Origin of the sequence: Mesorhizobium sp. WSM3864 (assembly GCF_002294955.1) — a bacterium.
Taxonomy (GTDB): domain Bacteria; phylum Pseudomonadota; class Alphaproteobacteria; order Rhizobiales; family Rhizobiaceae; genus Mesorhizobium.
The window spans coordinates 222,709-248,520 of record NZ_NSGD01000004.1; the positions used below are offsets into that span (position 1 = coordinate 222,709).

At 64.4% G+C, this 25,812-nt stretch carries 23 protein-coding genes and 1 riboswitch; of the genes, 13 read left to right on the top strand and 10 right to left on the bottom strand.

Features of this window, described 5'->3' with window-relative positions:
* Positions 1-43 precede the first annotated feature (43 nt).
* The 3 genes from CK215_RS11420 to serA all read left to right on the top strand — a co-directional run bounded on the left by CK215_RS11420 (position 44) and on the right by serA (position 3,945).
* On the top strand, positions 44-904 hold the full coding sequence (locus CK215_RS11420) for an outer membrane protein (RefSeq protein WP_067319444.1): 861 nt from the start codon (positions 44-46) through the stop codon (positions 902-904).
* A 196-nt stretch (positions 905-1,100) separates the two neighbouring features.
* Entirely contained in the window at positions 1,101-2,276 is a 1,176-nt protein-coding gene (locus CK215_RS11425) for a phosphoserine transaminase (protein ID WP_095830988.1), read from the top strand.
* Between the two features lie 67 nt (positions 2,277-2,343).
* Positions 2,344-3,945, top strand: coding sequence for a phosphoglycerate dehydrogenase (gene serA / locus CK215_RS11430; RefSeq protein WP_067001828.1), 1,602 nt, complete (start codon positions 2,344-2,346; stop codon positions 3,943-3,945).
* A 41-nt stretch (positions 3,946-3,986) separates the two neighbouring features.
* Here serA and CK215_RS11435 read toward each other — a convergent pair whose 3' ends face one another.
* A complete protein-coding gene (locus tag CK215_RS11435; protein ID WP_095830989.1) occupies positions 3,987-4,877 on the bottom strand; it encodes a DMT family transporter in 891 nt (296 codons plus the stop codon).
* Positions 4,878-5,094: 217 nt separating this feature from the next.
* Between CK215_RS11435 and CK215_RS11440 the strand changes: the two genes are divergently transcribed.
* Complete coding sequence (locus CK215_RS11440) at positions 5,095-6,393, top strand: adenylosuccinate synthase (protein WP_095782560.1); 1,299 nt, start codon at positions 5,095-5,097, stop codon at positions 6,391-6,393.
* 71 nt (positions 6,394-6,464) lie between these two features.
* Positions 6,465-8,309, top strand: coding sequence for a hypothetical protein (locus CK215_RS11445; RefSeq protein WP_095830990.1), 1,845 nt, complete (start codon positions 6,465-6,467; stop codon positions 8,307-8,309).
* Between the two features lie 11 nt (positions 8,310-8,320).
* Here the strand turns inward: CK215_RS11445 and CK215_RS11450 are convergent, their stop codons facing one another.
* Positions 8,321-8,623, bottom strand: coding sequence for a CcdB family protein (locus CK215_RS11450; protein ID WP_067001839.1), 303 nt, complete (start codon positions 8,621-8,623; stop codon positions 8,321-8,323).
* Positions 8,623-8,865, bottom strand: coding sequence for a type II toxin-antitoxin system CcdA family antitoxin (locus CK215_RS11455; RefSeq protein WP_067002201.1), 243 nt, complete (start codon positions 8,863-8,865; stop codon positions 8,623-8,625). The genes CK215_RS11450 and CK215_RS11455 overlap by 1 nt, the downstream gene beginning before the upstream one ends.
* Positions 8,866-9,019: 154 nt before the next feature.
* On the opposite strand from CK215_RS11455, the gene CK215_RS11460 reads away from it, so the two are divergent.
* A complete protein-coding gene (locus CK215_RS11460; RefSeq protein ID WP_095830991.1) occupies positions 9,020-9,958 on the top strand; it encodes a homocysteine S-methyltransferase family protein in 939 nt (312 codons plus the stop codon).
* Positions 9,959-9,974: 16 nt separating this feature from the next.
* Here CK215_RS11460 and CK215_RS11465 read toward each other — a convergent pair whose 3' ends face one another.
* Both CK215_RS11465 and CK215_RS11470 read right to left on the bottom strand, forming a co-directional pair.
* Positions 9,975-11,789 carry an ABC-F family ATP-binding cassette domain-containing protein gene (locus tag CK215_RS11465; protein WP_095830992.1) on the bottom strand — a complete coding sequence of 605 codons (1,815 nt, stop codon included), beginning with the start codon at positions 11,787-11,789 and terminating at the stop codon, positions 9,975-9,977.
* A gap of 1 nt (position 11,790) precedes the next feature.
* Positions 11,791-12,435, bottom strand: a complete 645-nt coding sequence (locus CK215_RS11470) for a thiamine diphosphokinase (protein WP_095830993.1) — start codon at positions 12,433-12,435, stop codon at positions 11,791-11,793.
* 140 nt (positions 12,436-12,575) lie between these two features.
* Positions 12,576-12,691, top strand: a riboswitch (TPP riboswitch).
* Positions 12,692-12,732: 41 nt separating this feature from the next.
* Here CK215_RS11470 and thiB point away from each other — a divergent pair.
* From thiB to CK215_RS11495, 4 genes are all read left to right on the top strand, one after another.
* Complete coding sequence (gene thiB, locus CK215_RS11475) at positions 12,733-13,740, top strand: thiamine ABC transporter substrate binding subunit (RefSeq protein WP_095778108.1); 1,008 nt, start codon at positions 12,733-12,735, stop codon at positions 13,738-13,740.
* Positions 13,741-13,956: 216 nt separating this feature from the next.
* Positions 13,957-15,579 (top strand): thiamine/thiamine pyrophosphate ABC transporter permease, encoded by a 1,623-nt coding sequence (thiP, locus tag CK215_RS11485; protein WP_095830994.1) that lies wholly within the window; start codon positions 13,957-13,959, stop codon positions 15,577-15,579.
* Positions 15,576-16,337, top strand: coding sequence for a thiamine ABC transporter ATP-binding protein (thiQ, locus tag CK215_RS11490; RefSeq protein ID WP_067001857.1), 762 nt, complete (start codon positions 15,576-15,578; stop codon positions 16,335-16,337). Before thiP ends, thiQ begins: the two co-directional genes overlap by 4 nt.
* Before the next feature lie 207 nt (positions 16,338-16,544).
* Positions 16,545-17,987 (top strand): M48 family metalloprotease, encoded by a 1,443-nt coding sequence (locus tag CK215_RS11495; protein WP_095778111.1) that lies wholly within the window; start codon positions 16,545-16,547, stop codon positions 17,985-17,987.
* Between the two features lie 78 nt (positions 17,988-18,065).
* Here the strand turns inward: CK215_RS11495 and CK215_RS11500 are convergent, their stop codons facing one another.
* Both CK215_RS11500 and CK215_RS11505 read right to left on the bottom strand, forming a co-directional pair.
* Positions 18,066-19,943, bottom strand: a complete 1,878-nt coding sequence (locus CK215_RS11500; protein ID WP_245418663.1) for a caspase family protein — start codon at positions 19,941-19,943, stop codon at positions 18,066-18,068.
* Positions 19,944-20,184: 241 nt separating this feature from the next.
* On the bottom strand, positions 20,185-21,048 hold the full coding sequence (locus tag CK215_RS11505; RefSeq protein WP_067001865.1) for an RNA polymerase factor sigma-32: 864 nt from the start codon (positions 21,046-21,048) through the stop codon (positions 20,185-20,187).
* Positions 21,049-21,355: 307 nt separating this feature from the next.
* On the opposite strand from CK215_RS11505, the gene CK215_RS11510 reads away from it, so the two are divergent.
* The 3 genes from CK215_RS11510 to CK215_RS11520 all read left to right on the top strand — a co-directional run bounded on the left by CK215_RS11510 (position 21,356) and on the right by CK215_RS11520 (position 23,722).
* A complete protein-coding gene (locus CK215_RS11510; RefSeq protein ID WP_095778113.1) occupies positions 21,356-22,129 on the top strand; it encodes an amino acid ABC transporter substrate-binding protein in 774 nt (257 codons plus the stop codon).
* A 121-nt stretch (positions 22,130-22,250) separates the two neighbouring features.
* Entirely contained in the window at positions 22,251-22,931 is a 681-nt protein-coding gene (locus tag CK215_RS11515) for an ABC transporter permease subunit (RefSeq protein ID WP_067001871.1), read from the top strand.
* Positions 22,928-23,722, top strand: a complete 795-nt coding sequence (locus CK215_RS11520; RefSeq protein WP_095778115.1) for an amino acid ABC transporter ATP-binding protein — start codon at positions 22,928-22,930, stop codon at positions 23,720-23,722. Before CK215_RS11515 ends, CK215_RS11520 begins: the two co-directional genes overlap by 4 nt.
* 254 nt (positions 23,723-23,976) lie before the next feature.
* Here CK215_RS11520 and CK215_RS11525 read toward each other — a convergent pair whose 3' ends face one another.
* From CK215_RS11525 to CK215_RS11535, 3 genes are all read right to left on the bottom strand, one after another.
* Positions 23,977-24,558: a CarD family transcriptional regulator gene (locus tag CK215_RS11525; protein WP_040974338.1), complete on the bottom strand. Its 582-nt coding sequence runs from the start codon at positions 24,556-24,558 to the stop codon at positions 23,977-23,979.
* A 375-nt stretch (positions 24,559-24,933) separates the two neighbouring features.
* Positions 24,934-25,272: a ferredoxin FdxA gene (gene fdxA, locus CK215_RS11530; protein ID WP_095830996.1), complete on the bottom strand. Its 339-nt coding sequence runs from the start codon at positions 25,270-25,272 to the stop codon at positions 24,934-24,936.
* Positions 25,273-25,422: 150 nt separating this feature from the next.
* On the bottom strand, positions 25,423-25,809 hold the full coding sequence (locus CK215_RS11535; RefSeq protein WP_095830997.1) for an RNA-binding S4 domain-containing protein: 387 nt from the start codon (positions 25,807-25,809) through the stop codon (positions 25,423-25,425).
* Positions 25,810-25,812: the final 3 nt, after the last annotated feature.

The window sequence follows — 25,812 nt, forward strand, 5'->3', positions numbered from 1 at the left end:
TGCTCGCGTTCGCGACTGGTGCCAATCTCAGGAGCCGGGGACCATGACATCAAAATCGCGTATCGCACTGGCGCTCGCCGCAATCGTGCTGATGCCGGCGACACAGGCGGTGTCGGCCGACTACGATCCGCCGATCTATGTCGATCAGGCGCCGGACTATCAGCCGGTCGAGGTAGGCTCCGGCTGGTACCTCCGCGGCGACGTCGGCTACGCTTTCAGCCACCCGTTCAAGCATGAGGAAACCTCGTCGGGACCGCTCAACAGCTTCAGCGATGAGTCCAGCTTGTTCAGCGGCAGCATCGGCATGGGCTATCACGTCAACGACTACCTCCGGGTCGAGTTGAACGGTGGAATCCTGCCGACCGACAAATTCGCCGCCCATGACAGACTGGGAGCCACCTGCGACGGGCACACGCTTGTGGACGACGGTTTCGGAACGATCAATTCCGTTGCGACCAGCCAGGCCTGCGACCTTTCCGACAACGCTTCCAACAAGGGCTACAGCATCATGGCCAATGGCTATGTAGACCTGGGCACCTATGTCGGGCTCACGCCCTATATCGGCGGCGGCATCGGGCTCGCCTACAACAAATACTACAGAAGCATCGGCGCGCGCGACTGCGTGGAGGTTCCTACGAACAGCGCCGGCACCGGCGGATTTTTCTGCGACGATCCGGCCGGCTATGAAGGGCAGACCGATACTGCGGCAAAGTTCAATCTGGCCTATTCCATCGGCGCAGGGCTCTCTTACCAGGTCACGAAGAACGTTTCGGTCGATCTCGGCTACGAATACTTTTCCGTCCCAGCGGCGAAATACGTCGCCTATGATGGTGGCGCTTTCAATATCCGCAAGGGCATTGACTATCAGACGGTCAAGCTCGGGCTGCGCTACGATCTTTGGTGAGCGAGGGAACTCGGAAATTGCCGCCGGCGGATCGAGCGGTCCGCCGTTCTTTTCGTTTCCAGCGCGTGGTGCCGTGAGACAAATATCCCGGCAGCGACAAAAACTTTGCTCTTGACGCCGAAAGCCTGAAAGCATATCGCCGTCCGTGGGCCACCCCTCCCCAACGAGGGGCCACTATCTGGAAGGATAGACCACGATGACGACGCTTACCAAGCCCGGACTCCGTCCGGCAAATCCCAATTTCTCCTCAGGTCCCTGTGCAAAACGCCCCGGCTGGTCGGTCGAGGCGCTGAAAGCTGCTGCGCTCGGACGCTCCCACCGCGCCAAAATCGGCAAGGGCAAGCTCGAGCAGGCGATCGAGCTGACGCGCGAAATCCTCAAGGTCCCGGCCGGCTACCGGATCGGCATCGTGCCGGCATCCGATACCGGCGCGGTCGAGATGGCACTGTGGTCACTGCTTGGCGAGCGCGGTGTCGACCTGGCCGCCTGGGAAAGTTTCGGTTCCGGTTGGGTGACCGATGTCGTCAAGCAGCTCAAGCTCGCCGATGTGCGCAAGTTCGAGGCCGGCTACGGCGTGTTGCCGGATCTGACGCAGATCGATTTCGACCGCGACGTGGTCTTCACCTGGAACGGCACGACCTCCGGCGTGCGCGTGCCGAACGGCGATTTCATTCCGGCCGACCGCAAGGGTCTCACCATCTGCGACGCCACCTCGGCGGCGTTCGCGCAGCGGCTCGACTTCGACAAACTCGACGTCGTCACCTTCTCCTGGCAGAAGGTGCTGGGCGGCGAGGGCGCGCACGGCATGCTGATCCTCAGCCCGCGCGCCGTCGAGCGGCTGGAGACCTACAAGCCCGCCTGGCCGCTGCCGAAGATTTTCCGCCTGACCTCCGGCGGCAAGCTGATCGAGGGCATCTTCAAGGGCGAGACCATCAACACGCCGTCGATGCTGTGCGTCGAGGACTATCTCGATGCGCTTCAATGGGCGAAGTCGATCGGCGGCCTGGAAGCGCTGATCGCCCGCGCCGACGCCAACGCCGCGGTGCTGGACCGGTTCGCAGACAGGTCGTCGTGGCTCGGCCATCTGGCCGTCGATCCGGCGACACGCTCGAACACTTCCGTGTGCCTGTCCTTCACCGATCCGGACGTGGCGGCGCTCGATGCCGACGGTCAGGCGGCTTTCGCCAAGGGTATCGTCTCGACGCTCGACCGGGAAGGTGTCGCCTACGACATCGGCTCCTACCGCGATGCGCCCCCCGGCCTGCGCATCTGGTGCGGCGCGACCGTCGAGACCTCCGATCTCGAAGCACTGCTGCCCTGGCTCGACTGGGCCTTCGCCATGCAGAAGGCGTCGCTGAAAGCGGCCGCCTGAGTCATTCGCGGCGGCCTTCGGGCCGCCGATCCCAAACGGATCAATCCCATTCTTCAAGGAGGCCGCCATGGCGCCCCGCGTTCTCGTCTCGGATAAACTTTCAACCACCGCCGTGCAGATCTTCAAGGACCGCGGCATCGAGGTCGACTACCTGCCCGATCTCGGCAAGGACAAGGAAAAGCTTCTCGAAGTGATCGGCCAGTATGACGGCCTCGCCATCCGCTCGGCAACCAAGGTCACCGAGAAGCTGATCAATGCCGCCACCAGGCTCAAGGTCGTCGGCCGCGCCGGCATCGGCGTCGACAATGTCGACATTCCGGCGGCGAGCCGCAAGGGCATCATCGTGATGAACACGCCCTTCGGCAATTCGATCACCACCGCCGAGCATGCCGTTGCGATGATCTTCGCGCTGGCGCGCCAAATCCCGGAGGCCAACGCCTCGACGCATGCGGGAAAATGGGAGAAGAACCGCTTCATGGGCGTCGAGATCACCGGCAAGACGCTGGGCGTGATCGGCTGCGGCAATATCGGCTCGATCGTCGCGACGCGCGGCGTCGGCCTGAAGATGCATGTCGTGGCTTTCGATCCGTTCCTGTCGGACAGCCGCGCTGAAGAGCTCGGCGTCGAGAAGGTCGAGCTCGACGAGCTTTTCGCGCGCGCCGACTTCATAACCTTGCACACGCCGCTGACCGACAAGACGCGCAACATCATCGATGCGGCCGCGATCGCCAAGATGAAGGACGGCGTGCGCATCATCAATTGCGCGCGCGGCGGGCTGGTCGTCGAGGCCGACCTGGTCGCGGCACTGAAGAGCGGCAAGGTGGCCGGCGCCGGCGTCGATGTTTTCGAGGCCGAGCCGGCGGAGAACAATCCGCTGTTCGGCATGCAGAATGTCGTGGCAACCCCGCATCTCGGCGCCTCGACCACCGAGGCGCAGGAGAACGTTGCGCTGCAAGTGGCCGAGCAGATGGCCGATTACCTGATCAAGGGCGCCGTTTCCAACGCCATCAACATGCCCTCGATCACCGCCGAGGAAGCGCCGCGACTGAAACCCTTCGTCAAACTGGCCGAGGTGCTCGGCGCCTTTGTCGGCCAGGTCACTGAAGATCCGATCAAGGAGGTGGAGATCCTGTTCGACGGCTCGACCGCGACGATGAACACGCGTGCGCTGGTCAGCGCCACTCTTGCCGGCCTGATCCGGCCGCAGGTCTCCGACGTCAACATGGTCTCGGCGCCGATCATGGTGAAGGAGCGCGGCATCATCGTCGCCGAGGTCAAGCGCGACAAATCTGGCGTCTTCGACGGCTATATCAAGCTCACCGTCAAGACCGAGCACATGACCCGCTCGATCGCCGGGACCTGCTTCTCGGACGGCAAGCCGCGCTTCATCCAGATCAAGGGCATCAACCTCGATGCCGAGGTCGGCCAGCACATGCTCTACACGACCAATGCCGACGCGCCCGGCATCATCGGCCTGCTCGGCACCGTCTGCGGCGAGAACGGCGTCAACATCGCCAACTTCCAGCTCGGCCGCAACCGGCCGGGCGGCGATGCGATCGCGCTGCTCTATCTCGACGCCCCCTTCCCGGAAAGGGTGCTCGATCAGCTGCGGGCGCACCAATCGATCGATTCGGCCAAACCGCTGCACTTCGATGTCGGCGCCGCCTGAAAGATCATGTTCCGCATGCTTCGGCATGCGGGGCATTTCCCCTACAGAACGGCTCTGCTGCCGCTGTATTCGGCCAGCGCGATGCCTCCGAGCACGAGCACAAGCGCAAGACCCTGATAGAATTGGAACTGCTCGCCGACGATCAGCACCGAAAGCAGGGTGCCGAAGATTGGCACCAGATTGATGAACAGTCCGGCGCGATTGGCGCCGATCAGCTCGTTGCCCTTGATGTAGAAGATCTGCGAGACGACGGACGCGCCGAGCGCGGTGTAGAACGCGACCGCCCATCCTCGCGCGTCCGGGACGATGACGCGGCCCGCCGCCACTTCCCAGACAAAGAACGGCACCGAGGTCAAAAGCGCGGCGAGCGACAGAGCCAGCATGAAGCTTTGCCAGCGGACGGCCGGCTTCAGGCGCAGCCCCACCGAATAGAGGCTGTAGCAGAGGACCGCGACCAGCATGATGGCGTCGCCGAAATTGAGCTCGAGCTTCAGCATCTGACCGAGGTCGCCATGGCTAGCGGTCAGGGCGACGCCGAGGATGGTGAGCGCGACGCCGACGATCTGCAGGCGCTGCACGTGCAGCCTAAACAGCACGAAGTTGGCAAGGATGATGACGATCGGTATGGCGGCCTGCTCGATCGAGACATTGATGGCGGTCGTGTAGTTCAGCGCCGTGTAGAAGATGACGTTGAAGATCGTGAAGCCGCAGGCGCCGAGCCCGGCGACCAGCAGCCAATGCCGGCGCAGTTCAGGCCAGTCCTCGCGAAACGTCCGCCAGCCGACGGGCAGCATGATCAGCACCGCCAGCACCCAGCGCAGGAAAACCAACGTCATCGGCGACACATGGCCGACGGCAAGCTTGCCGGCCACGGAATTGCCGCCCCACAGCAGCATGGTGGAGAGCAGGAACAGATAGGCGGCTCGATGCATTGCTTAATCCTGGACCGGCAGGCGCGGTGGAAGAAGGATGCCGGCCTATTGCGATGGCGAGGCCAAGTAAATGATGCGAAAGCCGGAATTTGTTGTGCCTGCTTTGTTGTGCCCTGGGTGGTTTCGGGGACAAAGAAGGGGTCGCATCGGCCTGCACATGAGGCTATAGAGGCCTGTCGTTTCAAGCCGCCAAGGCGGCATCTCAAGGGAAAAGAACATGGCCAATGTGGTGGTCGTCGGCTCGCAGTGGGGCGACGAAGGCAAGGGCAAGATCGTCGACTGGCTGTCGGAGCGCGCCGACGTGGTCGTGCGCTTCCAGGGCGGCCACAATGCAGGTCATACCCTGGTCGTCGACGGCAAGGTCTACAAGCTTTCGCTCCTGCCGTCCGGCGTGGTCAGAGAGGGCAAGCTGTCGATCATCGGCAACGGGGTGGTCTTCGATCCGCACGCCTTCGTCGCGGAAGTCAAGAAGCTCAAGGAGCAGGGCGTGGAGGTGACGCCCGAACGCCTGAAAATCGCCGAAAACACCGCGCTTATCCTGTCGCTGCACCGGGAGTTGGACGGGTTCCGCGAAGACGCCGCCTCGAATTCCGGAACCAAGATTGGCACGACCCGCCGCGGCATCGGCCCCGCATATGAGGACAAGGTGGGCCGGCGCGCGGTGCGGGTGATGGATCTGGCGGATTTGGAAACGCTTCCCCTGAAGGTCGACAGGCTGCTCACGCATCATAATGCGCTGCGCCGCGGGCTCGGCCATCCGGAAGCGACCCAGGAGGCGATCATGCAGGAGCTGACCTCGGTGGCCGGCGAGATCCTGCCTTACATGGACCGCGTCTGGAAGGTGCTCGACGACAAGCGCCGCGCGGGTGCGCGCATCCTGTTCGAGGGCGCGCAAGGCACTCTGCTCGATATCGACCACGGCACCTATCCCTTCGTCACCTCATCCAACACCGTGGCAGGGCAAGCGGCCGCAGGCTCCGGCACCGGCCCCGGCGCGATCGGCTATGTGCTCGGCATCACCAAGGCCTATACGACGCGCGTCGGCGAAGGGCCGTTCCCGACCGAGCAGAAGAATGAGGTCGGCGAGTTCCTCGGCACGCGCGGCCACGAATTCGGCGTCGTCACCGGCCGCAAGCGCCGCTGCGGCTGGTTCGACGCCGTGCTGGTGCGCCAGGCGGTGGCCGTCAACGGCATCAAGGGCATCGCGCTCACCAAGCTCGACGTGCTCGACGGGCTGGACGAGATCAAGGTCTGCACCGGCTATCGCCTCGATGGCGAGTTGATCGACTATCTGCCGGCCAGCCAGGGCGCCCAGTCGCGCGTCGAGCCGGTCTATGAGACGCTCGAAGGCTGGAAGGGAACGACGGCCGGCGCCAGGAGCTGGAACGATCTGCCGGCGCAAGCCGTCAAATATGTCCGCCACATCGAGGAGCTGATCGGCGCCCCGGTTGCACTGCTTTCCACCAGCCCGGAGCGGGACGACACGATACTTGTGACCGATCCGTTTCAAGACTAGTTTCACAGCGCTTCCAGGCGCTACGGCTGATTTGCGGCCGGCCCGGGAAAGAATTGCAGGTCGACTGACGCATGGCAGATTTCGTTGGTGTTCTGAAAAAACAGCTTGCGAAGCACAGCGAGCCCTCGCCCGAGTTGCGCAAGCGGATTTACGAGAATGCTCGTGAGATGCTGGCGAAGAAACTCGCGAACTATTCTCCGCCGTTGTCGGCCGAGGTCATCAGCAAGCAGAAACGTTCGCTCGAAGATGCCGTCGCCAGCGTCGAGCGCGAGTATGCCAAGCCTGCTCCGGCGCCCAAGCCGGCTCCAGCGGAAGATCCCCTGGCGGAGCTGGAACATATTTTTTCCTCGATCGACCGCAACAAGAACCAGCCGAGCCACGTCCGGCAGCCGTCGGTGGCGAAGCCCGAACCTGCCAAGCCGGAGTCCTTCAAGCCGGAGCCCTTCAAGACGGCGCCCGCACCGGCGCCGGTGAAGGCGGAACCGAGCTGGCAAGGCGCAGCAAAGACGGAACCAAGCTGGCAAGGGGCAACGAAGACTGAGCCCGGCGGCTGGCACAAGGTGCCCGCGGCACCGCCGCCCATGCCCTCGCCGCGCGAGGACGATGTCGGCCTGCCCGGGATGAACGCCGCCGAACCGGACGAGGACAGCGATGTCTTTGCCAATGACGAGCAGCCGGCCGATACTTTCCAGCGGCTGCGGCCTGCGCCGCGCAAGCGCAGCTATGGCGGGTTGATTGCTGCCGTTGTCGCATTGCTGGTGCTGGCCGGCGGCGGGTACGGCGTTTGGCTGAACAAGGATGCGTTCAGCTCCATGCTCGGCTTGAAGGGCGGCAGCAGCCAGACCGTCTCGACCGAGCCTCTGGTCAAGCCTGCCGCCCCGACAAAGCCGACCGCCGAGACGGCGGCCGCGCCGCCGGCTGCGGGCAATAACGCGGCTGCAGCCAATGAACCGGCCGAAACAGCGAAATTCACCCAGCGGCTGACGCCCGAGGGCAAGGAAGTAGATCCTGGTCCGGCCGGCGGCCAGAGCACCATCGGCGAGGGCGAATCCGTCGCCGCGCTGACCACGCCGCCGCCAGCCGCGCCTGGGATGACGCCGGCGCCCGCCGCCGGCACGCCGCCCGCCGCGCCAACTCCGGCCGCGACCCCGCCCGCCGCCGACACTCCGCAGGCTGCGCAAACGCCGCCCGCGAGCCCGCCTGCCGGGACCACGCCGTCGGCGCCCGCCGGTGCCGCCGCCAATCCGCCCGCGCCGGCCGCCGGGACCACGCCTCCGGCCGCGGCGGCCACTCCGCCTGCCGCTGGCACGACTCCGCCACCCGCGTCCGGGACTGCGCCTGCGACGGCCCAAGCGACCGTGCCGGTCGGCCAGAAAGCAATCTTCTATGAGGAGCGCACCAGCACCCAGCAGGGAACCGCCGAGCCCGGCAGCATCGTCTGGTCGCTGGTGCAGGAATCGCCGGGCGGCGACCTGCCGCCGGAGCCGGCGATCCGCGCCGAGGCGACGATACCCGGCAAGGACATCCAGCTGCGCATGACCATCCGGCGCAATACCGACCAGACGCTGCCGGCCAGCCACATCATCGAGATGATCTTCCTGACGCCGGAAGGGTTTGACGGCGGCGGTGTCGACAACATCCTGCGCATCGCCATGAAGAGCTCGGAACAGGACGCCGGCAGCCCGCTGATCGGCATCCCGGCCAAGATCGCCGATGGCTTCTTCCTCGTCGCCCTCAACGACACCAAGGCCGACGAGGACGCCAACCTGACGCTGCTCAGGGGGCAGGCCTGGATCGACGTGCCGGTGGTCTACAAGACCGGACGCCGTGCCCTGCTCACCATGGAAAAGGGCATTCCGGGCGAGAAGGTGTTTGATGAGGCGCTGAAGGCCTGGGCGACGAAGACGTCCGGTTGAGGCCGAGCGGCTCAGAAGCCCTGAAACAGCATGTCGAGCGCTGCAACGATCTCGTCGTGATGCTTCGCGAGGTTGAAACGGTTTTCCCCGAGTTCCGTCGCAGCCACCGTAGCGATCAGATGGGTGGCCATGACCAGCTTGCGTCCATTGATTTCGAAGACCGGATGCAGCTTCCGCATTGGCGGCGGCGCCGACGCGAGGGGCAAAAGCGGAACGACGACGCGCGTCTTGAAATTGTCGAGCAGGTCGGATTGAACCTCGAGGAGGTAGCCGCCTTCGATGCCGCTGGCGGCAAAGGCGTCATAGCGCGCCATCAGAACTGCCGATGCTCCTTGAGCGGAACGCCGTACGTGTCGACATACTCGTTCCAGGCATCCATGGTGGCGCGGTTTTCGAGCTTCCACAGCCGCGTTTTCTCGGCTGCCACGGCTTCTGCGATCCCGGCTTCGGCGGCACGAGATACATTCACGTTGAGCCCCTTGGCTTCCTTCATGAGCTGTGAATCGATCGATAGATTTGCCGGCTGGCGGACCGCATTTGCGGCAATCTTGCGCATGATAGCCTCCGCAACATGCGTATAGAATATGCGCATCACGCGAGTGCTGCAATGGATAGCTTGGACCAGCGCGACCTTCGCGACCGGACCGGCATGGCAAATTCGCCCTCAAATGCTATAGTCGCGCAAGCGGCAGGTCTGACCGGAGACGGCGATGACCAGTGCGAAGATCGACGTTCGTGAGCTGGGTGAAGCCGTTTTCCTGACCGATGGCGGCCTCGAGACCTCGCTTGTTTTTCTGGAAGGCCTCGATCTGCCCTCCTTCGCCGCCTTTCCGCTTCTTGGCGAGGAGGAGGGGCGGACGACGTTGGCCCGCTATTTCCGCCAGTATCTCGACATCGCCGACAAACACGGCGTCGGCTTCGTGCTCGATACCCCGACGTGGCGCGCCAATCCGGACTGGGGCGAAAAGCTCGGCTATTCGAAAGTCGCATTGTCGGGCATAGACATGCAGGCAGTGTCATGGGCGCGGGCGCTGGCTGCGCCCTATGTTGCGCGTGGCATGACCGTGCTGGTCAATGGGGTGGTCGGGCCCCGTGGCGACGGCTACCGCGTTGACACAGTCATGTCGCCCGCCGAGGCCGAGACCTATCACGGCGATCAGGTCAAGGCATTCCGCGATGCCAGCGCCGATATGGTCAGCGCCATTACGATGACCTATGCGCAGGAGGCTGCCGGAATAGCCTGTGCCGCGATGGCGGTGGGGCTCCCGTCGGTGATTTCGTTTACCGTCGAGACGGATGGACGCCTGCCTTCGGGGGAGAGCCTGAGAGACGCCATCGAGACCGTTGACGGCGAAACGGACGGCGCTCCCGCATATTTCATGATCAACTGCGCACATCCGAGCCATTTCGACGCCGTCCCTGCCGGCGACGGACGCTGGATCAGGCGCATTCGCGGCGTGCGGGCCAACGCCTCCGCCAAAAGCCATGCCGAGCTGGATGCGGCGACCGAACTCGATCCAGGCGATCCTGTCGACCTCGGCCGGCGCTACCGCGCCATGCGCGACCGCTTCGGCCAGATAGCCGTGCTCGGCGGCTGCTGCGGCACCGACAGACGCCATATCGCTGCGATCTGCGAGGCCTGCCTGTGAGACTTGCCGATAGCGGCTAGCCTTCCATCTCCTCGCGCAGCATCTCCAACTCCAGCCACTCTTCCTCAAGTGAGGCCAGCGTGGTGCGCTCCTTGTCGAGCGCGGCGATGGTCTTCTGGAACGATGCGGGATCGCGCTCGTAGAAGGACGGGTCGGCGATATTGTTCTCCAGCCTTGAGATGGACGCGCTCACCGCCTCGATCTTCTTCGGCAGGGATTCCAGCGCGAACTTCTGCTTGAAGGAGAGCTTCTTGGCCGGGCTTTTAGCGCTGGTCTGTTCGGCCCTGTCCGTCGCTTCGTTCGCTTCAGCCTTCGGCCTTGCCTTGCGCTCCTCCAGCTTCGAGCCGCCGCGTTGCGCCAGCATGTCGGAATAGCCGCCGGCGTATTCGATCCAGCGTCCGGCGCCGTCGGGCGCGATCACGCTGGTGACTGTGCGGTCGAGGAAATCGCGATCGTGGCTGACCAGGACGACCGTTCCGGCAAAGCCGGCGACCAGTTCCTGCAGCAGCTCCAGCGTCTCCATGTCGAGGTCGTTGGTCGGCTCGTCGAGCACCAAAAGGTTCGCCGGCCGCGCCAGCACCCGGGCCAGCAGCAGCCGCGCCCGCTCGCCGCCCGAAAGCTCGCGCACCGGCGTACGCGCCTGCTCCGGCTTGAAAAGAAAATCCTTCATATAGGAGACGACGTGGCGCTGCTCGCCATTGACCACAAGGTTCTCGCCGCGCCCGTCGGTCAGGTAATTCGCCAGCGTCTCCTGCGGGTCGACGGCCTCGCGCTTCTGGTCGAGCGTTGCGATTTCCAGATTGACGCCAAGCCGCACAGTGCCGGCATCCGGCGCCAGCTCGCCGGTCAGCATCTTGAGAAGCGTCGTCTTGCCGACGCCGTTCGGCCCGACAAGGCCGACACGGTCGCCGCGCTGGATACGGGTCGAAAAGCCCTTGACCACGGTGAGGTCGCCAAAACTCTTCTCGATGCCTTTGGCTTCGATCACCAGCTTGCCGGATTCAGCGGCGTCGCTTGCCACCATCGTCGCCGAACCCTCGGCGCCGCGATGGCTGCGAAAACGCTGGCGCATGGCCTGCAGCTCGCCGAGCCGGCGCATGTTGCGCTTGCGCCTGGCGGTCACGCCATAGCGCAGCCAATGCTCCTCGCGCACGATCTGGCGGCCGAGCTTGTGCTGTTCGCGCTCTTCCTCTTCAAGCACCTGGTCGCGCCATTCCTCAAAGTGCGCGAACCCCTTGTCCAGCCGGCGCGTCTGGCCGCGGTCGAGCCAGACGGTGGCGCGCGAGACGCGCTCGAGAAAGCGGCGGTCGTGCGAGATCAGGATCACGGCCGACGAGGTGCGGGCAAGCTCTTCTTCCAGCCATTCGATGACCGACAGGTCGAGATGGTTGGTCGGCTCGTCGAGGAGCAGGATATCGGGCTCCGGCGCCATGACGCGAGCGAGTGCTGCGCGGCGCGCCTCGCCGCCGGAAAGGTCGTTCGGCCGCTCCTCGCCGGTCAGGCCGAGATGCTCCATCAGATAAGTGGCGCGATGCGGGTCGTCGGCCGGCCCGAGGCCGGCTTCGACATAGGCGCGCACGCTGGCGAAGCCATCCATATCGGGCATTTGCGGCAGGTAGCGCACCGTTGCCGAGGGCTGGCGGAATACTTCGCCGTCCTGCGGTTCGATCAGCCCCGCGACGATCTTGAGCAGCGTCGACTTGCCCGAACCGTTGCGGCCGACAAGCGCGATCTTCTCGCCGGCGGAGGCGCTCAGTACCGCGCCGTCGAGCAGCGGCGTGCCGCCAAACGTCAGTTTTATGCCATCCAGATTGAGAAGAGGCGGGGCCATGTCAGCTTTCGGGAAGAGGATAGGGGTGGGCGAGCAGCAGCGCCCGGCCACGCTCGAGCGCGATATGGAGCCGGCCCTTAACCTCATTTGATATGGTAAGCGAGGAGCCGAACGCCACCTCGACACCGTCCAGCGGCCATTTGGCGCCTGAGACCGTCAGGCCGGCGAGGTCGGAGAAGCCGAGCACCGAGAACAGCGTGCCCTCGGCGTAGTCGAAGCCGGCTTTGCCCGGCAGGATGGGCACGCTCTCCTGGGCGCCGCTGGTCAGCAGCACGGTCGTGCCCGCCTCGGCCAGCCGCACGCTTAGAGCCAAATGCAGAAATGCATGATCGGCGCGCTTGCCGCCGAAGGCGCCGGCCAGCACCAGGCTGGTGGCGCCGCGCGCCAGCGCCTCGGCAATGGCGAGCTCGCCGTCGGTCATGTCCTTCTCGGTCGGGAAAATCTTGCGCGGCACGGCGGCCAGATTCTCCGGCAGGTTTGGCGGTACCGAGTCGAAATCTCCGACCCAGAGCTCCGGCAGGAGGCCAAGCATATCGGCATGGCCGATACCGGCATCGGCGGCGATGATGCGGGAGCCTTCGATCTGGCGATCGAGCCGAGGCGTGCGGACGAGATCGCCGCCAAGCAGGATGGTGAATGTGCCCATGGCCGTCGCCCTTACCAGCCCGGCCCACGAAACGGAAGCGGGCGCGTCCAAACGGAATCGCGCTTCGTTACCGTGGTGAACCATGATGATGCCCAGGAAACTTCCGCTTGCGCGCCGCATCGGCCGGGCCTATGTCTCGAAACGCTCTAACGGGGTGCCGGACGCTGATTTTGCGAACCGGCTGAGAGGCAACGAAAGCCAACCCGCTGAACCTGATCCGGTTTGTACCGGCGGAGGGATTAGACGTTTCGGACCATCCGACGCCTCAATTCCTTTAACCGAACGAAGGAGGCGCCGATGCGCTCGCTATTGTCCAACCTTGTTCTTGCAGCCGGCCTTGTTTCGCTTTTGGCAGGCGGACCTGCCGAGGCGAAAGACAAGCTTACCGTCTACACCTACGAAAGCTTCACTGCCGAGTGGGGTCCCGGACCTGCGGTGAAGAAGGAGTTCGAGGCCGAATGCGGCTGCGATCTCGACTTCGTCTCCGTCGCCGACGGCGTGGCGCTGCTCAACCGCGTCAAGCTCGAAGGCGCCGGCACCAAGGCCGATATCGTGCTCGGCCTCGACACCAATCTCACCGCCGAGGCCAAGGCGAGCGGCTTGTTCGCGCCGCATGGCGCGGTGGCCGATGTGAATGTCCCCGGCGGTTGGAAAGACGACACCTTCGTGCCTTTCGACTACGGCTATTTCGCCGTCGTCTACGACACCGAAAAGCTGAAGAGGCCGCCGAAGAGCTTGAAGGAACTGGTCGAGGGCGCCGGCCCCGACAAGATCATCATCCAGGATCCGCGCACCTCGACGCCCGGCCTCGGCCTGCTTCTGTGGGTCAAGTCGGTCTATGGCGACAAGGCCCCGGAAGCCTGGGCCAAGCTGAAGCCGAAGGTGCTGACCGTGACGCCGGGCTGGAGCGAGGCCTATGGTCTGTTCACCAAGGGCGAGGCGCCGATGGTTCTCTCCTATACCACCTCGCCGGCCTATCACATGGTGGCCGAGAACACCGAGCGCTATCAGGCGGCGTCCTTCGATGAGGGCGAATATCTGCAGATCGAGGTCGCCGGCATCACCAAAACCGGCGCGAAGAACCCGCTGGCGGAAAAATTCATAGCCTTCATGACCGGTCCCAAGTTCCAGAACGTCATCCCGGAGACCAACTGGATGTTCCCGGCCGGCAAGACCGACAAGCCGCTCAACCCGGCCTTCGAAAAGCTGGTGAAGCCGACCAAAACCCTGCTGTTCAGCCCGGACGAGGTGGCGGCCAACCGCAAGGCCTGGGTGGATGAATGGCTGGCGGCGATGAGCAAGTAGGACGCAGGATGGCGCTTGAGCACCCCCCTCTGTCCGGCCGGCCATCTCCCCCGCAAAGGGGGAAATTCGCGGTCATCGGTGATTTCGCTAGCCGCCGACGGTGTAGGAAGAGCGGCAAAGCTGCCAATCTCCCTCCTAGAGAGGGAGATGTCCGGCAGGACAGAGGGGGGTGCGACGGAACGTGGCGTTCGCTAGCTCGAGCCAACGTGGTGCAGCGTGCAATCCACGCCGCGCCCTGACCCTCGCATCACCGCCGGCATCATCGCCCTTGTCGCCATCACTTTGCTCATCGGCGGCGCCTTCGCCGGCCTGATCCTCGAAGGCGCGAGCGGTCCGTCCAGCGCTGCCGCGGCCTTCGACAGCTATCTGCTCCGCGTCGCCCGCTTCACGCTTTGGCAGGCGCTGCTGTCGACATTGCTTTCGGTCTTGCCGGCAGTGTTCGTCGGCCGCGCCCTGTCCAGGCAAACGAACTTTCCCGGACGTCGCCTGATCCTGCAGTTGTTCACGGTGCCGCTGGCGCTGCCGGCCATCGTCGCCGCGCTCGGCGTGTTGGCGCTCTACGGCCGTGCCGGTTATTTTGCCGGCATCCTCGGCACGTTCGGCGGTGGGGAATGGCCGGGCATTTACGGCCTTTCCGGCATCCTGGTCGCGCATGTCTTCTTCAACCTGCCATTGGCCACGCGGCTGTTCCTCGAGGCGCTCGGCACCGTGCCGGCCGACCAGTGGCGGCTGGCGAGCCAGCTCGGTATGGACGCTCGGTCGGCCTTCCGGCTGATCGAATGGCCGGCGCTGCGCACGGCGCTGCCTGGGGTCGCCGGGCTGGTCTTCATGCTGTGCATCACCTCCTTCACCATCGTGCTGACGCTGGGCGGCGGGCCGGCGGCGACGACGCTGGAGGTCGCGATCTACCAGGCGCTGCGCTTCGATTTCGATCCCGCGCGGGCCGTGACACTAACGTTTCTGCAGATCGTGCTGACCTTCGTCGTGGTCGCCATGCTGACGCGACTCGGCGCCAACACGGCCGGCGATACGAATCTGCCGGTAGCGCCACGCCGCTACCTTGCGGCCAGCACCACCGAGGCCGTGTTGAATGCCGGCCTGATCGTGCTTGCGCTGCTGTTCGTCGCCGGACCGATGGCGGCGACCGTGCTCGCCGGGCTGGAGGCGGATCTTGGGCGGCTGGCCGGCGAGGACGCCGTGCGTCGGGCGACGCTCACCAGCGCCGGGCTCTCCTTTCTCTCGGCGCTGCTTTGCGTGATGCTGTCGCTGTCGCTGATTGCCGCCCGACGCGCACTGGCCCTGCGGCGCCGCGCGGGCGGCGCCATGTCGCTGCTCGAACACGCCGCCGACACCGGCGCCGGTTTCGTGCTGGTCGTGCCGCCGATCGTGATCGGCGCCGGCTGGTTCCTGGCTCTGCGCAACATCACCGATGTGTTCGCCATCGCACCTGTCATGGTCGTCGCGGTCAATGCGGTGATGGCGATGCCATTTGCCATTCGCGCCGTCCGCCCTGCCTATGACGCGGCGAGCGAGCGCCACGAGCGACTCTGCCTGGCGCTCGGCATTTCCGGCTGGAACCGGCTGCGGCTGGTCGACTGGCCGTCGCTGCGGCGGCCCTTGGCCACCGGCTTTGCGTTCGCCATGGCGCTGTCGCTCGGCGATCTCGGCGTGATCGCGCTGTTCGGCAGCGATTCGGTCCAGACCTTGCCCTATCTTCTACTCGCGCGCATGGGCAGCTACCGGACCGCCGACGCCGCGGGGCTGGCCTTGCTGCTCGGCCTCGTCTGCCTGATGCTGGTTGTCGCCGCCGACTGGCTGGGACGGGAGGCAAAGGCATGACGAGGGATAATAATGGCATCGCGGCCACAAAGGGCCTGGCCGTCACGTTGGACGGCGTATCCTTCAGCTATGGCGAGGCATCCTTCCGGTTCGATGTCGAATTCGCCGCCGGCAGGATCACCGCCATCATGGGGCCGAGCGGTTCAGGCAAGTCGACGCTGCTCAATCTGGTGGCCGGCTTCGAATCACCCAATGCTGGCAAGGTGCTGATCGGCGGGATCGATGTCGACAATGCGCCGCCCTCGGCGCGGCCGGTGTCGATGGTGTTCCAGGAAAACAACCTGTTCGCCCATCTTTCGGTCGAGGGCAATGTCGGGCTTGGCCGCTCGCCATCGCTCAAGCTCACGGCCGACGACCACCGCGCGGTCGCGGAAGCGCTGGGGCGTGTCGGTCTCGCCGGCAAGGAAAAGCGGCTGCCGCGCGAGCTTTCCGGCGGCGAGCGGCAGCGCGTCGCGCTGGCGCGGGTGCTCATACGGGACCGTCCGGTGCTTCTGCTCGACGAGCCTTTCGCCTCGCTCGGCCCGGCGCTGCGCGAAGACATGCTCGATCTCATGGCCGGCATCCACGCCGAGCGACAGATGACCGTGCTTTTCGTCACGCACCAGCCGCAGGACGCGCGCCGCATCGGCCAGCGGATCGCGTTCGTCGACGAGGGCAGGGTCGCGGCAAGAGGGTCGGCCGCCGATTTCTTCGACGGTGCTGGACCGGAGGCCTTCCGGCGCTATATCGGCGATCGAGGCGGCAGCGTTGCCGGATGACAACACATTGCCCGGAAGCGGACATAATTTACGGCCAAACCGGTCGCGGGTGATCAGGCGTTTGCTTGCCTTGTCCGGGGGAGTGTGGCTAGGTCCGGCCATGCTGGTCCGAGTGGGCCGTGATTTGCCGAAAGATTACGAAAGGAAGCCGATCTGACGGCCGGCATCGAGAGAGTATGGACTAAGCCGCTGGCGCGATTTTTCGCGATGGCCGGCTTTGCCGTGGCGCTGGCGAGCTGCCAGATGTTCACGCCGCCGGACGTGCAGGAGTCCGGCTTCCAGCCCTCCGACAAGCCGATCACCGTCGACAATGTCGTCGCCAACGCCAGGCTGGCCGAAATGGCCAAAGCGCAGCATCCGCGGATTCTCGCCACCTATGGCGGCGAATATTCCGATCCGAAGCTCGAGCGCATGGTGGCCAAGGTCGTCGGCAATCTGACGGTGGTCTCGGCCAATCCGACCCAGACCTATCGCATCACCATCCTCAACTCGCCCAACGTCAACGCCTTCGCGCTGCCGGGCGGCTATCTCTATGTCACGCGCGGACTTTTGGCGCTGGCAAATGACTCCTCCGAGCTTGCGGCCGTCATCGCGCATGAGATGGGCCACGTCACCGCCAATCACGGGTTGCAGCGGCAGCAGCTCGAGGCCGAGGAAGGCTTGGCGACCAAGGTCGTCTCCGATGTGCTCGGCGACAGCCCGACCGCCAAGGCCGCTCTCATCCGCGGCAAGCTGAGGCTTGCGCAGTTTTCGCGCAACCAGGAACTGCAGGCCGACGCGATCGGCATCAAGTCGATCGGCGAAGCGGGCTATGACCCCTATGCGGCCGGCCGCTTCCTGCAGTCGATGTCGGCCTATACCGATTTCCGCTCGGTCAGCGGCGCCACGGATGCCAGCCTCGACTTCCTGGCCACGCATCCCAACACGCCGCAGCGCATCGAGCTGGCGCAGCGACTCGCCCGCAACTTCGGACCGCCCGGCGTCGGCACGCGCGACCGCGATGCCTTTCTCGCCGGCATAGACGGGCTGCTCTACGGCGACACGCCGGAAGAGGGCTATGTGCGCGGCCAGACCTTCCTGCATCCCGGCCTTGGCGTGTCGTTCTCAGTGCCTGAGGGTTTCGTCATCGACAATTCGGCGGCCGCGGTGACCGCGACCGGTCCGGGCGATATCGCCATCCGCTTCGATGGCGTGGCGATCGACAAGTCGGTGTCGCTCACCGACTATATCCGCAGCGGCTGGGTCGCCGGACTGGACGATGCCAGCGTGCGCCAGGAAACGGTCAACGGCAACGAGGCGGCGATGGCGCATGCCAGCGCGCAAGGGTGGCAGTTCGACATCGCGGTCATCCGGGCCGGCGGACAGGTCTACCGGCTGCTGACTGCGGCACCCTCGGCCAGCACCGCGCTGGAGCCTGTCGCGCGCTCCGTCAGCGGCTCCTTCCGCACGTTGAGCGCGGCCGAGAAGGCGGCGCTGAAGCCGCTGCATATCCGGGTGGTCACTGTGCAGCCCGGCCAGAACATGGGCACGCTTGCCGCTCAGATGGTCGGCGTCGACCGAAAGCTCGACCTGTTCCGGGTGCTCAACGCAATGTCGCCGGGCGCGAGCGTGTCGGCCGGCGACAAGGTCAAGATCGTCACCGACAAGTAGGGTCGGCATCCGCGCAAGTGCTTCCGCAACGAATCAGCCGCGCGCTTCTATTCGGCGGGCGCGCGGCTGCCGCAGCAATCAGAGCCCGCCACTGCTGCCGCCCTCACCACTTTGGCCGCCGCCGCTGGGCCCGGAATGATCGCCGCCACTGCCGCGCCAGGGCGCCGGTCCGGTATCGGTCGGCAGTGGTTTGACCACTGTCGGGACTGTCACCGTCGGCGTCTTCGGCGCGGGTGTGCGGACAACCTTTACCTTGGTGACTATTTTCGTCACGACCTTGGGCTTGCATACTGCGACCGTTAAGGCGCTGCGCGCGGGAAGGCCGAGAATGCTCATCGAATATGCCTCTTGCCGCGCGATGCCGGCTTTGAGGAAAGCCAAGGCGCGGGCCTCGTCGGCGGGCACGCCGTTGCGGCCATCCTTGAAGATCACGGCGAGATCGTTCATCGCGTTGACGTGCCCCATGGCCGCCGCCTTGAGCAGCAGGTCCAATCCCTTGCCGGTATTCCGCTCGACATCGACACCATTGAACAAGGCTCGCCCCCAAGCGGCCATCGCATAAGGGTCTCCCTTGTCGGATGCTTCTGAATAAAAGCTGATCGCTTTCGCGGAGTCCGCGGCCGGTCCTATTCCGGACGAAGCGATATGGCCGAGCTCGAACGTGGCGCGGACGTGCCCCCTGTCGGCAGCTTCCTGGATAGCTTTCCTGGCCTCGTCGACCTTGCCGGACGCCAGCAGCGCCCTCCCAAGCTCGTAGCGAAACCGGGCGACATCGGGGTAGGCCTTCACCGCCGCCTCGCAGGCCTCCGCGGCCTCGCCGGCGATCTCGTTCTGCAAACGGCCGGGCGCGACGCCCTGCAGGTCGAGCGGTGCGCCCGCCGCTTGGTCGCAGGGGTCGACGCTCGGCGACAGCTTCATCGTCGCTGCCTTGGACGCGTTGCCGCCGCGGATTTGGAAGCCAATCTCGACCGGAGCAGCTGAGCCGATCTGCGGCTCGTAACGCAAATTATCGATTTCACCGGCCCTCAGGCTGGAATCCGGAGACAGGGTCCTGTCCGGCAGCGACAGCGTTCCCGTTGCCGGATAGCTTGCAAGCTTCAGGCTCACCGCGGGGTCGTTGCTCGGGAAATCGAGCTTCAGCGAAACCGGACCGACGCCAACCGGGATGCTGATATCGCGATTTCCGATCGCCTCGGCGGCGCCGGTGAGGTGGATGCCGCTCTCCGGATCCGGCTGCTCCTGCTTGGCCGTGACCTCCTGACCCTCGGCGTCATCGTGGCGCATCAGCACCACCTCGTCGACCAGCGAGGAATTCTCCCACGGAACCTGCTTGCCATTGGTGGCTTTGACCACGTCGCGGCGAACGGCCGCCATCACCGTGCGGATTTCCTGGTTGGGCGCCAGCGCGTGGCGCGAAAAGGCAGATGAGAACGGGCTGAGGGCACCGCGCCCGTCATAGGCGACCGCGCCCGGCTCGGTGGCGAAGGCAATCAGCGTGTTCAGCGAGCTCTTCACCTGCGCAAGGCCGGCGTCGCCCGCCACGATCAGCTGGTCCCTCAGCCAGTAATCCTGGCGAGGGAACGGATTGTTGCGGCAGGCGTCGAGGATGATCACCTGGATCTTCGCTTTCGAGCGCAATTGCTCCAGCACGTCGTCGAGCTTGATCGCCTGGACCTCGATGTCGGCGGCATCCTTCAGCGACGCATCGACGGGGATCAGGAAATTCTCGCCCCCGATCTGAAAACCATGGCCGGAATAGTAGACGACGGCCAGATCCGCACCGTCCGCCGCGGCGAGATAGTTGCGGAACCGCTCCTCGAACTGAAGCTTGGTCAAGTCCTTGGCCACGAGCACGTCGAAGCCGGCCAGCCGGAACGTGTTCGCGACGTCCTGAGCATCTTTGTCCGGGTTTTTGAGAGCCGGAATATTTCGGTATTCGGCATTGCCGATGACCAAGGCAACCCTTCGATCGGCGTGAGCCTCGAACGCGGTGAAGCACACGAGAACCAAGGCTGCAAGGAACGCGCAGCATCGCAGCATGGCAAACCCCCATCCGCTAAAGTTGGTGCAGTCAGGAAGACAGTTTACGCCGCGAGGGTCTGTTAAAGAATTCACAATCCATGGCTATGGATGCAGAAAAGCCGCCGGGATGGCTGACTGATGGCCTCCTGACGAATTCGAGTCGCTGCCTCGGCTTTCAGGCGGCTTCCGCCAGGAATTCGGGGTTCTGCTTCACCAGCGCCGCCCGCAGCTTTTCCATGGCGCGGGCTTCGATCTGGCGGACGCGTTCCTTGGAGATGCCGAGCGCCTCGCCGAGCGATTCCAGGGTGGCGCCGTCGTCGCTCAGCCGGCGCTCCTCGATGATGCGCAGCTCGCGCGCATTGAGCGCGCCGAGCGCGCTCTTCAGCCAGACAGCGCGGCGCTCGACGTCGATCGTTTCGCCGACGACCTCGTCGGGGAGCGGATCCTCCGAGACCAGGAAATCCATCCGCTCGGCGGCGCCGTTCTCGTCGGCAAGCGGGGTGTTGAGCGAGCTGTCGGGGGCCGAAAGACGCGAATCCATCATCGCCACGTCGGCTTCCGGCACGCCGAGCGCGGCCGAAACCTCACGGTACAGCGAGGCATTGGAGAGCGGCTCGGCGCCGTTGGCAAGCCGCGCGCGCAGCCGCCTCAGATTGAAGAACAGGGCCTTCTGCGCGGAGCTGGTGCCGCCGCGCACGATCGACCAGTTGCGCAGGATATAGTCCTGCATCGAGGCGCGGATCCACCAGGTGGCATAGGTGGAGAAACGCACTTCTCGGGCGGGCTCGAAGCGGGCAGCCGCCTCCAGCAGGCCGACATGGCCTTCCTGAATGAGGTCGCCGAGCGGCAAACCGTAGTGGCGGAATTTGGAAGCCATCGAAATCACCAGCCGCATATGGGCGACGGTGATCAGATGCAGCGCGTCCTGATCCTTTTTTTCCCTCCAGCGTATGGCCAGGAGATGCTCCTCGTCGCGCTCGAGATAGGGAGCCTTCATTGCCGCCCGGACCAGTGTCCGTCCTGCCACATCCTCGATCATGCCGGCTCCTTTTGGCGGTCGTTGCACTGGATGACGGTTGAAATGACGTCGCAGCGCCCTACAACAGCCAGCAACGTGCCAGAAGCGCGAATGGTTCCGTAGTGCCGGAGGATGCATATGCCTGCCGAAAACGTTTCTGTTATCGATCCGTGAGGCTTGGCTTGGCGGATTTTTCGCTGGTTTTGAGAACTGGATTTCTGGAACGGTCGATTTTTGAAATCTGGTTCCTTATTTCTCGAGCTTCCATCTGCCAGTTTGCGGCTCTCACCATGCGCCGGGGCACCGGTCAAAACGGGATCACAGAAAAATGAAATGGCTCAAATCGCTTCTCGTCGCCGGAACGCTGCAGGTTCTGGCAGTCACAGCCGGTCATGCCGGCGCCAATCTCGACCAGATCAAGCAGGCGGGCGTGATCAAGGTCGGCACGGAGGGCACCTACGCGCCTTTCACCTATCATGACGAATCCGGCGCCCTGGTCGGCTTCGACGTAGAGATCGCCAAGGCGATTGCCGAGAAGCTCGGCGTCAAGGTGCAGTTTCTCGAGGGCAAGTGGGATGGCCTGATCGCGGGGCTCGACGCCAACCGCTACGACGCCGTCATCAACGAGGTCGGCATCACCGACGCACGCAAGGCCAAGTATGATTTCTCCGATCCCTACATCGCCTCCAAGGCGGTGCTGATCGTGCGCGGCGACAACAGCGACATCAAGACATTCGCGGATCTCAAGGGCAAGAAGGCGGCGCAGTCGCTGACCTCGAATTTCGGCAAGCTCGCCGAGAAGAACGGCGCCGAATTGGTCGGCACCGACGGCTTCGACCAGTCGATCCAGCTGCTGCTCACCGGTCGCGCCGACGCCACCATCAACGACAGCCTGTCCTTCCTCGATTTCAAGAAGCACAAGCCCGACGCCAATGTGAAGATCGCCGCGCAGGAAGAGAATGCCGATTATTCCGGTGTCATCGTGCGCAAGGGCGATCCGGAACTGGTGGCGGCGATCAATAAGGCGCTGGCCGACATCAAGGCCGACGGCACCTACAAGAAGATTGCCGACACATATTTCGGCCAGGACGTCTCGCAGTAAGCCCAATCATCCCTTTTGCTTGAGTTCCGGCGGGCCGTCTTTGACGGCCCGCCGATTTTTACCTGATAGTCGCTCGGCATGCGGCCAGAGGGTCGCAGCGTCCGGAAAGGAGAAGGGCTCCGTGCCGCACTGGTTGCAATTGATGCTGGAGTCGCTGCCGACGCTGCTATGGGCGGCACTGATCTTCACCGTGCCGCTGACGCTGCTGTCCTTCGCCTTGGGGCTTATGGCCGGATTGGTGACGGCGCTGATCAGGCTGTTCGGCCCGAAACCGCTGGTCGCGCTTGTGCGCTTCTATGTCTGGATCTTTCGCGGCACGCCGCTCCTGGTGCAGCTCTTCCTGATCTTCTACGGCCTGCCGTCGGTGGGCATCCTGCTCGATGCCTTTCCCGCAGCGTTGATCGGCTTCACGCTCAATATCGGCGCCTACACGTCGGAGATCATCCGCGCCGTCATCGGCTCGGTGCCGAAAGGGCAGTGGGAGGCCTCCTATTCGATCGGCATGACCTGGAGCCAGGCGATGCGGCGCACGATCCTTCCGCAAGCGGGCCGCGTCGCGGTGCCGCCGCTCTCCAATACGTTCATATCGCTGGTCAAGGACACCTCGCTCGCGGCGGCAATAACGGTGCCCGAAATGTTCCAGGCTGCGCAGCGCATCGTCGCCACCACCTACGAGCCGCTGATCCTCTATGTCGAGGCGGCGGCGCTCTATCTGGCGATGAGCTCGGTGCTGTCGGCTCTGCAGGCGCGGCTGGAGGTGCGGCTCAACCGCTATGGCGGCTTCCTGGAGGCCAATGCATGATCGGCCTTACCAACATCGAGAAGCGCTTCGGCGACAATCTTGTCCTGAAAGGTGTCACCGTCAGCATCGACGAAGGCAGTGTCACGGCGCTGGTCGGGCCTTCGGGCGGCGGAAAAAGCACGCTCTTGCGCTGCATCAACCTCTTGGAAATTCCGACCTCGGGCACTTTGCGCATCGGCGACGAGACGCTGGAATTTCGGCCGGGCGCCAAGGTACCGGCGGCGGACATTCAGCGCGTGCGGCTGCAGACCGGCATGGTGTTTCAGAACTTTCAGCTCTTTCCGCATCGCACCGCGATCGAGAACGTCATGGAAGGGCTGGTGACGGTGCTGAAATGGCCGCAGGCGCGGGCGCGCGAGCGGGCGATGGCGCTGCTCGAGAAGGTCGGCATGGCGCATAAGGCCGATGCTTGGCCGGCGACTCTGTCAGGTGGCCAGCAGCAGCGCGTTGCGATCGCCCGGGCGCTGGCGCCGTCGCCGCGCGTGCTGCTTTGCGACGAACCGACCTCGGCGCTCGATCCGGAGCTGGCGCAGGAAGTGGTCGACGTGCTGGGTCAGCTGGCCCGCGAGGGCACCACCATGGTGATGGCCACGCATGATCTGAGACTTGCCTCCAAGATCGCGCAGGAGGTCGTGTTCCTCGATGCCGGCTCGATCGTCGAGAAGGGCCCGGCTTCGATCGTGTTCGACAATCCCGAGCGCGAGCGGACTAAGCGCTTCATCGCCTCGCTGCGGCAGGAGGAAGCGCGGAAGGAAGCCGGCGACGGGGGATCAGGTACGATTTCTTCATAAGTTGGCGCTGCCCCTCGTTGCCCTGCCGGGCATTTCTCCCCGTATAGTGGTGGGGAAGAAAGGACGCTTTCATCATTCGCCAATCGCCAACGTTTCAAGAATGGGCGCCAACGACGCCGTCATCTTCCTTCTCCCCGTTCACTACGGGGAGAAGGTGCCGGCAGGCGGATGAGGGCAGCGTCGACCTTCCGATATTGCGCGCAACAAAAAACCCGGCGCCAGGCCGGGTTCTTCGTTCTTCGGCAGGCGAAAGCTCAGGCAGCTTCTTCCTGCTCGGCTTCCTCGTTGTCGGCCTTGGCGCCGCGCTTCGGACCCTTGTTGAGGTTGACCTCGATGAGGCGAACCGCCTCGGTCTCCGACATGCGGTTGACGGCGGCGATCTCGCGAGCCATGCGGTCGAGCGCGGCTTCGTAAAGCTGGCGCTCGGAATAGGACTGCTCCGGCTGGTTGTCGGCGCGATAGAGGTCGCGCACCACTTCCGAGATCGAGATCAGGTCGCCGGAATTGATCTTGGCATCATACTCCTGCGCGCGACGCGACCACATCGTGCGCTTGATGCGGGCGCGGCCCTGCACGACCTTCAGCGCGCGATCGACATAATCCTCTTCCGAGAGCTTGCGCATGCCGATAGAGGTCGCCTTGGCGACCGGCACCTTAAGCCGCATCTTGTCCTTCTGGAAATCGATGACGAACAGCTCCAGCTTGTGACCCGCGACTTCCTGCTCGTCGATGGCCACGATCTGGCCGACGCCATGCGCCGGATAAACGATAAACTCACCGGTCTTGAACCCGTGACGGGCCGCGGTGGACTTCTTCTGCGGGGTGATCGTTGCCATTACGCCCTGAACTCCTTAGTTGTAGCGCCGGCATGGCGGCGCCGGCTGAACTCAGACGATCGGCGGAAGCCGATCTTTAGCCGCACAACAAGTGAACCCACCGGAATAAGCCGGGACCGACAAACCGCACGAATGCGATTGCCTGCCCCAGATCGCTCTGGTCCGGATTTGAAAAGTTCACCTTTCAGTGATTTGGGGCGTTAGCGCCATAAATCGACGTTGTGTCACCGGCATGTTTCGCGGATATAACACAAAAAGTCGGAAGAATCAAGGTTTTGCTGCATTCGCTAACGCCACGCGCCATCGCTGGCTGTCAAGACAGCAATTGTATCGGCTCTCTTACGTGGCGTCATGCCGGCTTGCCCGGCCCGGCCGTCAGTCGCCTTCGCCGGGCTCCGGCGAGAAATACTTCTCGAACTTCCCGGTCTCGCCGTCGAAGTTCTTGGCGTCGGCCGGCGGCTCTTTCTTGGCAGTGATGTTGGGCCATTTCTCCGCGTATTCGGAATTGACCTGCAACCATTTGTCGAGCCCGGACTCGGTGTCCGGCTTGATCGCGTCGGCCGGGCATTCCGGCTCGCACACGCCGCAGTCGATGCACTCGTCAGGATGGATGACGAGCATGTTCTCGCCTTCGTAGAAACAGTCGACCGGACAGACCTCGATGCAGTCCATGTATTTGCATTTTATGCAATTGTCGGTCACGACATAGGTCATCGCAGGCTCCGGGACGTTCCCGTATTTGCTGGGCTTTTTTGGTGAGGTAACGCCTTTGCCCGCCGCTTGCAAGGGCAGGACTTCCCGCCTGAGCCGGCATCGCGGAAAGGAATTCCGCGCGCCTGCCGCGACGAGGTTCCGTCGTATCTTCTAGTCCTCGCCGAGCAGCCGGTCCGTCTGCCGCCGCTGCCGCTTGGTCGGACGGCCGGTGCCGGCCTCGCGCAGCGCCGGAATGGCGTCAGGAACCGCCTCGCCCTTGGGCGTCGGCGGCGGCGACATATCCTCGTAAAGCAGCCGCACCTCGTCGGCAGGACCACGCCGGGCGCCAGGCCCAAGCACCTTCCAGACAAGGATTCGGCGGTCGAGCGTGATGGTCAGCACATCGCCGGCCTTGACCAGATCGGAGGCCTGCGCTGCTTTGTCGCGATTGATGCGGACGCGCCCGGCAACGACGAGCTTCGCCGCCAACGACCGGGATTTCACCGCACGCGAGAAGAACAGCCATTTGTCGATGCGCTGGCGGCCTTCTCCAACCATCGC

Excerpts from the sequence above, each read along its gene's own strand:
- CK215_RS11420 (WP_067319444.1), top strand. The coding sequence starts at position 44 with ATGACATCAAAATCGCGTATCGCACTGGCGCTCGCCGCAATCGTGCTG.
- CK215_RS11425 (WP_095830988.1), top strand. The coding sequence starts at position 1,101 with ATGACGACGCTTACCAAGCCCGGACTCCGTCCGGCAAATCCCAATTTC.
- serA (WP_067001828.1), top strand. The coding sequence starts at position 2,344 with ATGGCGCCCCGCGTTCTCGTCTCGGATAAACTTTCAACCACCGCCGTG.
- CK215_RS11435 (WP_095830989.1), bottom strand. The coding sequence starts at position 4,877 with ATGCATCGAGCCGCCTATCTGTTCCTGCTCTCCACCATGCTGCTGTGG.
- CK215_RS11440 (WP_095782560.1), top strand. The coding sequence starts at position 5,095 with ATGGCCAATGTGGTGGTCGTCGGCTCGCAGTGGGGCGACGAAGGCAAG.
- CK215_RS11445 (WP_095830990.1), top strand. The coding sequence starts at position 6,465 with ATGGCAGATTTCGTTGGTGTTCTGAAAAAACAGCTTGCGAAGCACAGC.
- CK215_RS11450 (WP_067001839.1), bottom strand. The coding sequence starts at position 8,623 with ATGGCGCGCTATGACGCCTTTGCCGCCAGCGGCATCGAAGGCGGCTAC.
- CK215_RS11455 (WP_067002201.1), bottom strand. The coding sequence starts at position 8,865 with ATGCGCAAGATTGCCGCAAATGCGGTCCGCCAGCCGGCAAATCTATCG.
- CK215_RS11460 (WP_095830991.1), top strand. The coding sequence starts at position 9,020 with ATGACCAGTGCGAAGATCGACGTTCGTGAGCTGGGTGAAGCCGTTTTC.
- CK215_RS11465 (WP_095830992.1), bottom strand. The coding sequence starts at position 11,789 with ATGGCCCCGCCTCTTCTCAATCTGGATGGCATAAAACTGACGTTTGGC.
- CK215_RS11470 (WP_095830993.1), bottom strand. The coding sequence starts at position 12,435 with ATGGGCACATTCACCATCCTGCTTGGCGGCGATCTCGTCCGCACGCCT.
- thiB (WP_095778108.1), top strand. The coding sequence starts at position 12,733 with ATGCGCTCGCTATTGTCCAACCTTGTTCTTGCAGCCGGCCTTGTTTCG.
- thiQ (WP_067001857.1), top strand. The coding sequence starts at position 15,576 with ATGACGAGGGATAATAATGGCATCGCGGCCACAAAGGGCCTGGCCGTC.
- CK215_RS11495 (WP_095778111.1), top strand. The coding sequence starts at position 16,545 with ATGGCCGGCTTTGCCGTGGCGCTGGCGAGCTGCCAGATGTTCACGCCG.
- CK215_RS11505 (WP_067001865.1), bottom strand. The coding sequence starts at position 21,048 with ATGATCGAGGATGTGGCAGGACGGACACTGGTCCGGGCGGCAATGAAG.
- CK215_RS11510 (WP_095778113.1), top strand. The coding sequence starts at position 21,356 with ATGAAATGGCTCAAATCGCTTCTCGTCGCCGGAACGCTGCAGGTTCTG.
- CK215_RS11520 (WP_095778115.1), top strand. The coding sequence starts at position 22,928 with ATGATCGGCCTTACCAACATCGAGAAGCGCTTCGGCGACAATCTTGTC.
- CK215_RS11525 (WP_040974338.1), bottom strand. The coding sequence starts at position 24,558 with ATGGCAACGATCACCCCGCAGAAGAAGTCCACCGCGGCCCGTCACGGG.
- fdxA (WP_095830996.1), bottom strand. The coding sequence starts at position 25,272 with ATGACCTATGTCGTGACCGACAATTGCATAAAATGCAAATACATGGAC.
- CK215_RS11535 (WP_095830997.1), bottom strand. The coding sequence starts at position 25,809 with ATGGTTGGAGAAGGCCGCCAGCGCATCGACAAATGGCTGTTCTTCTCG.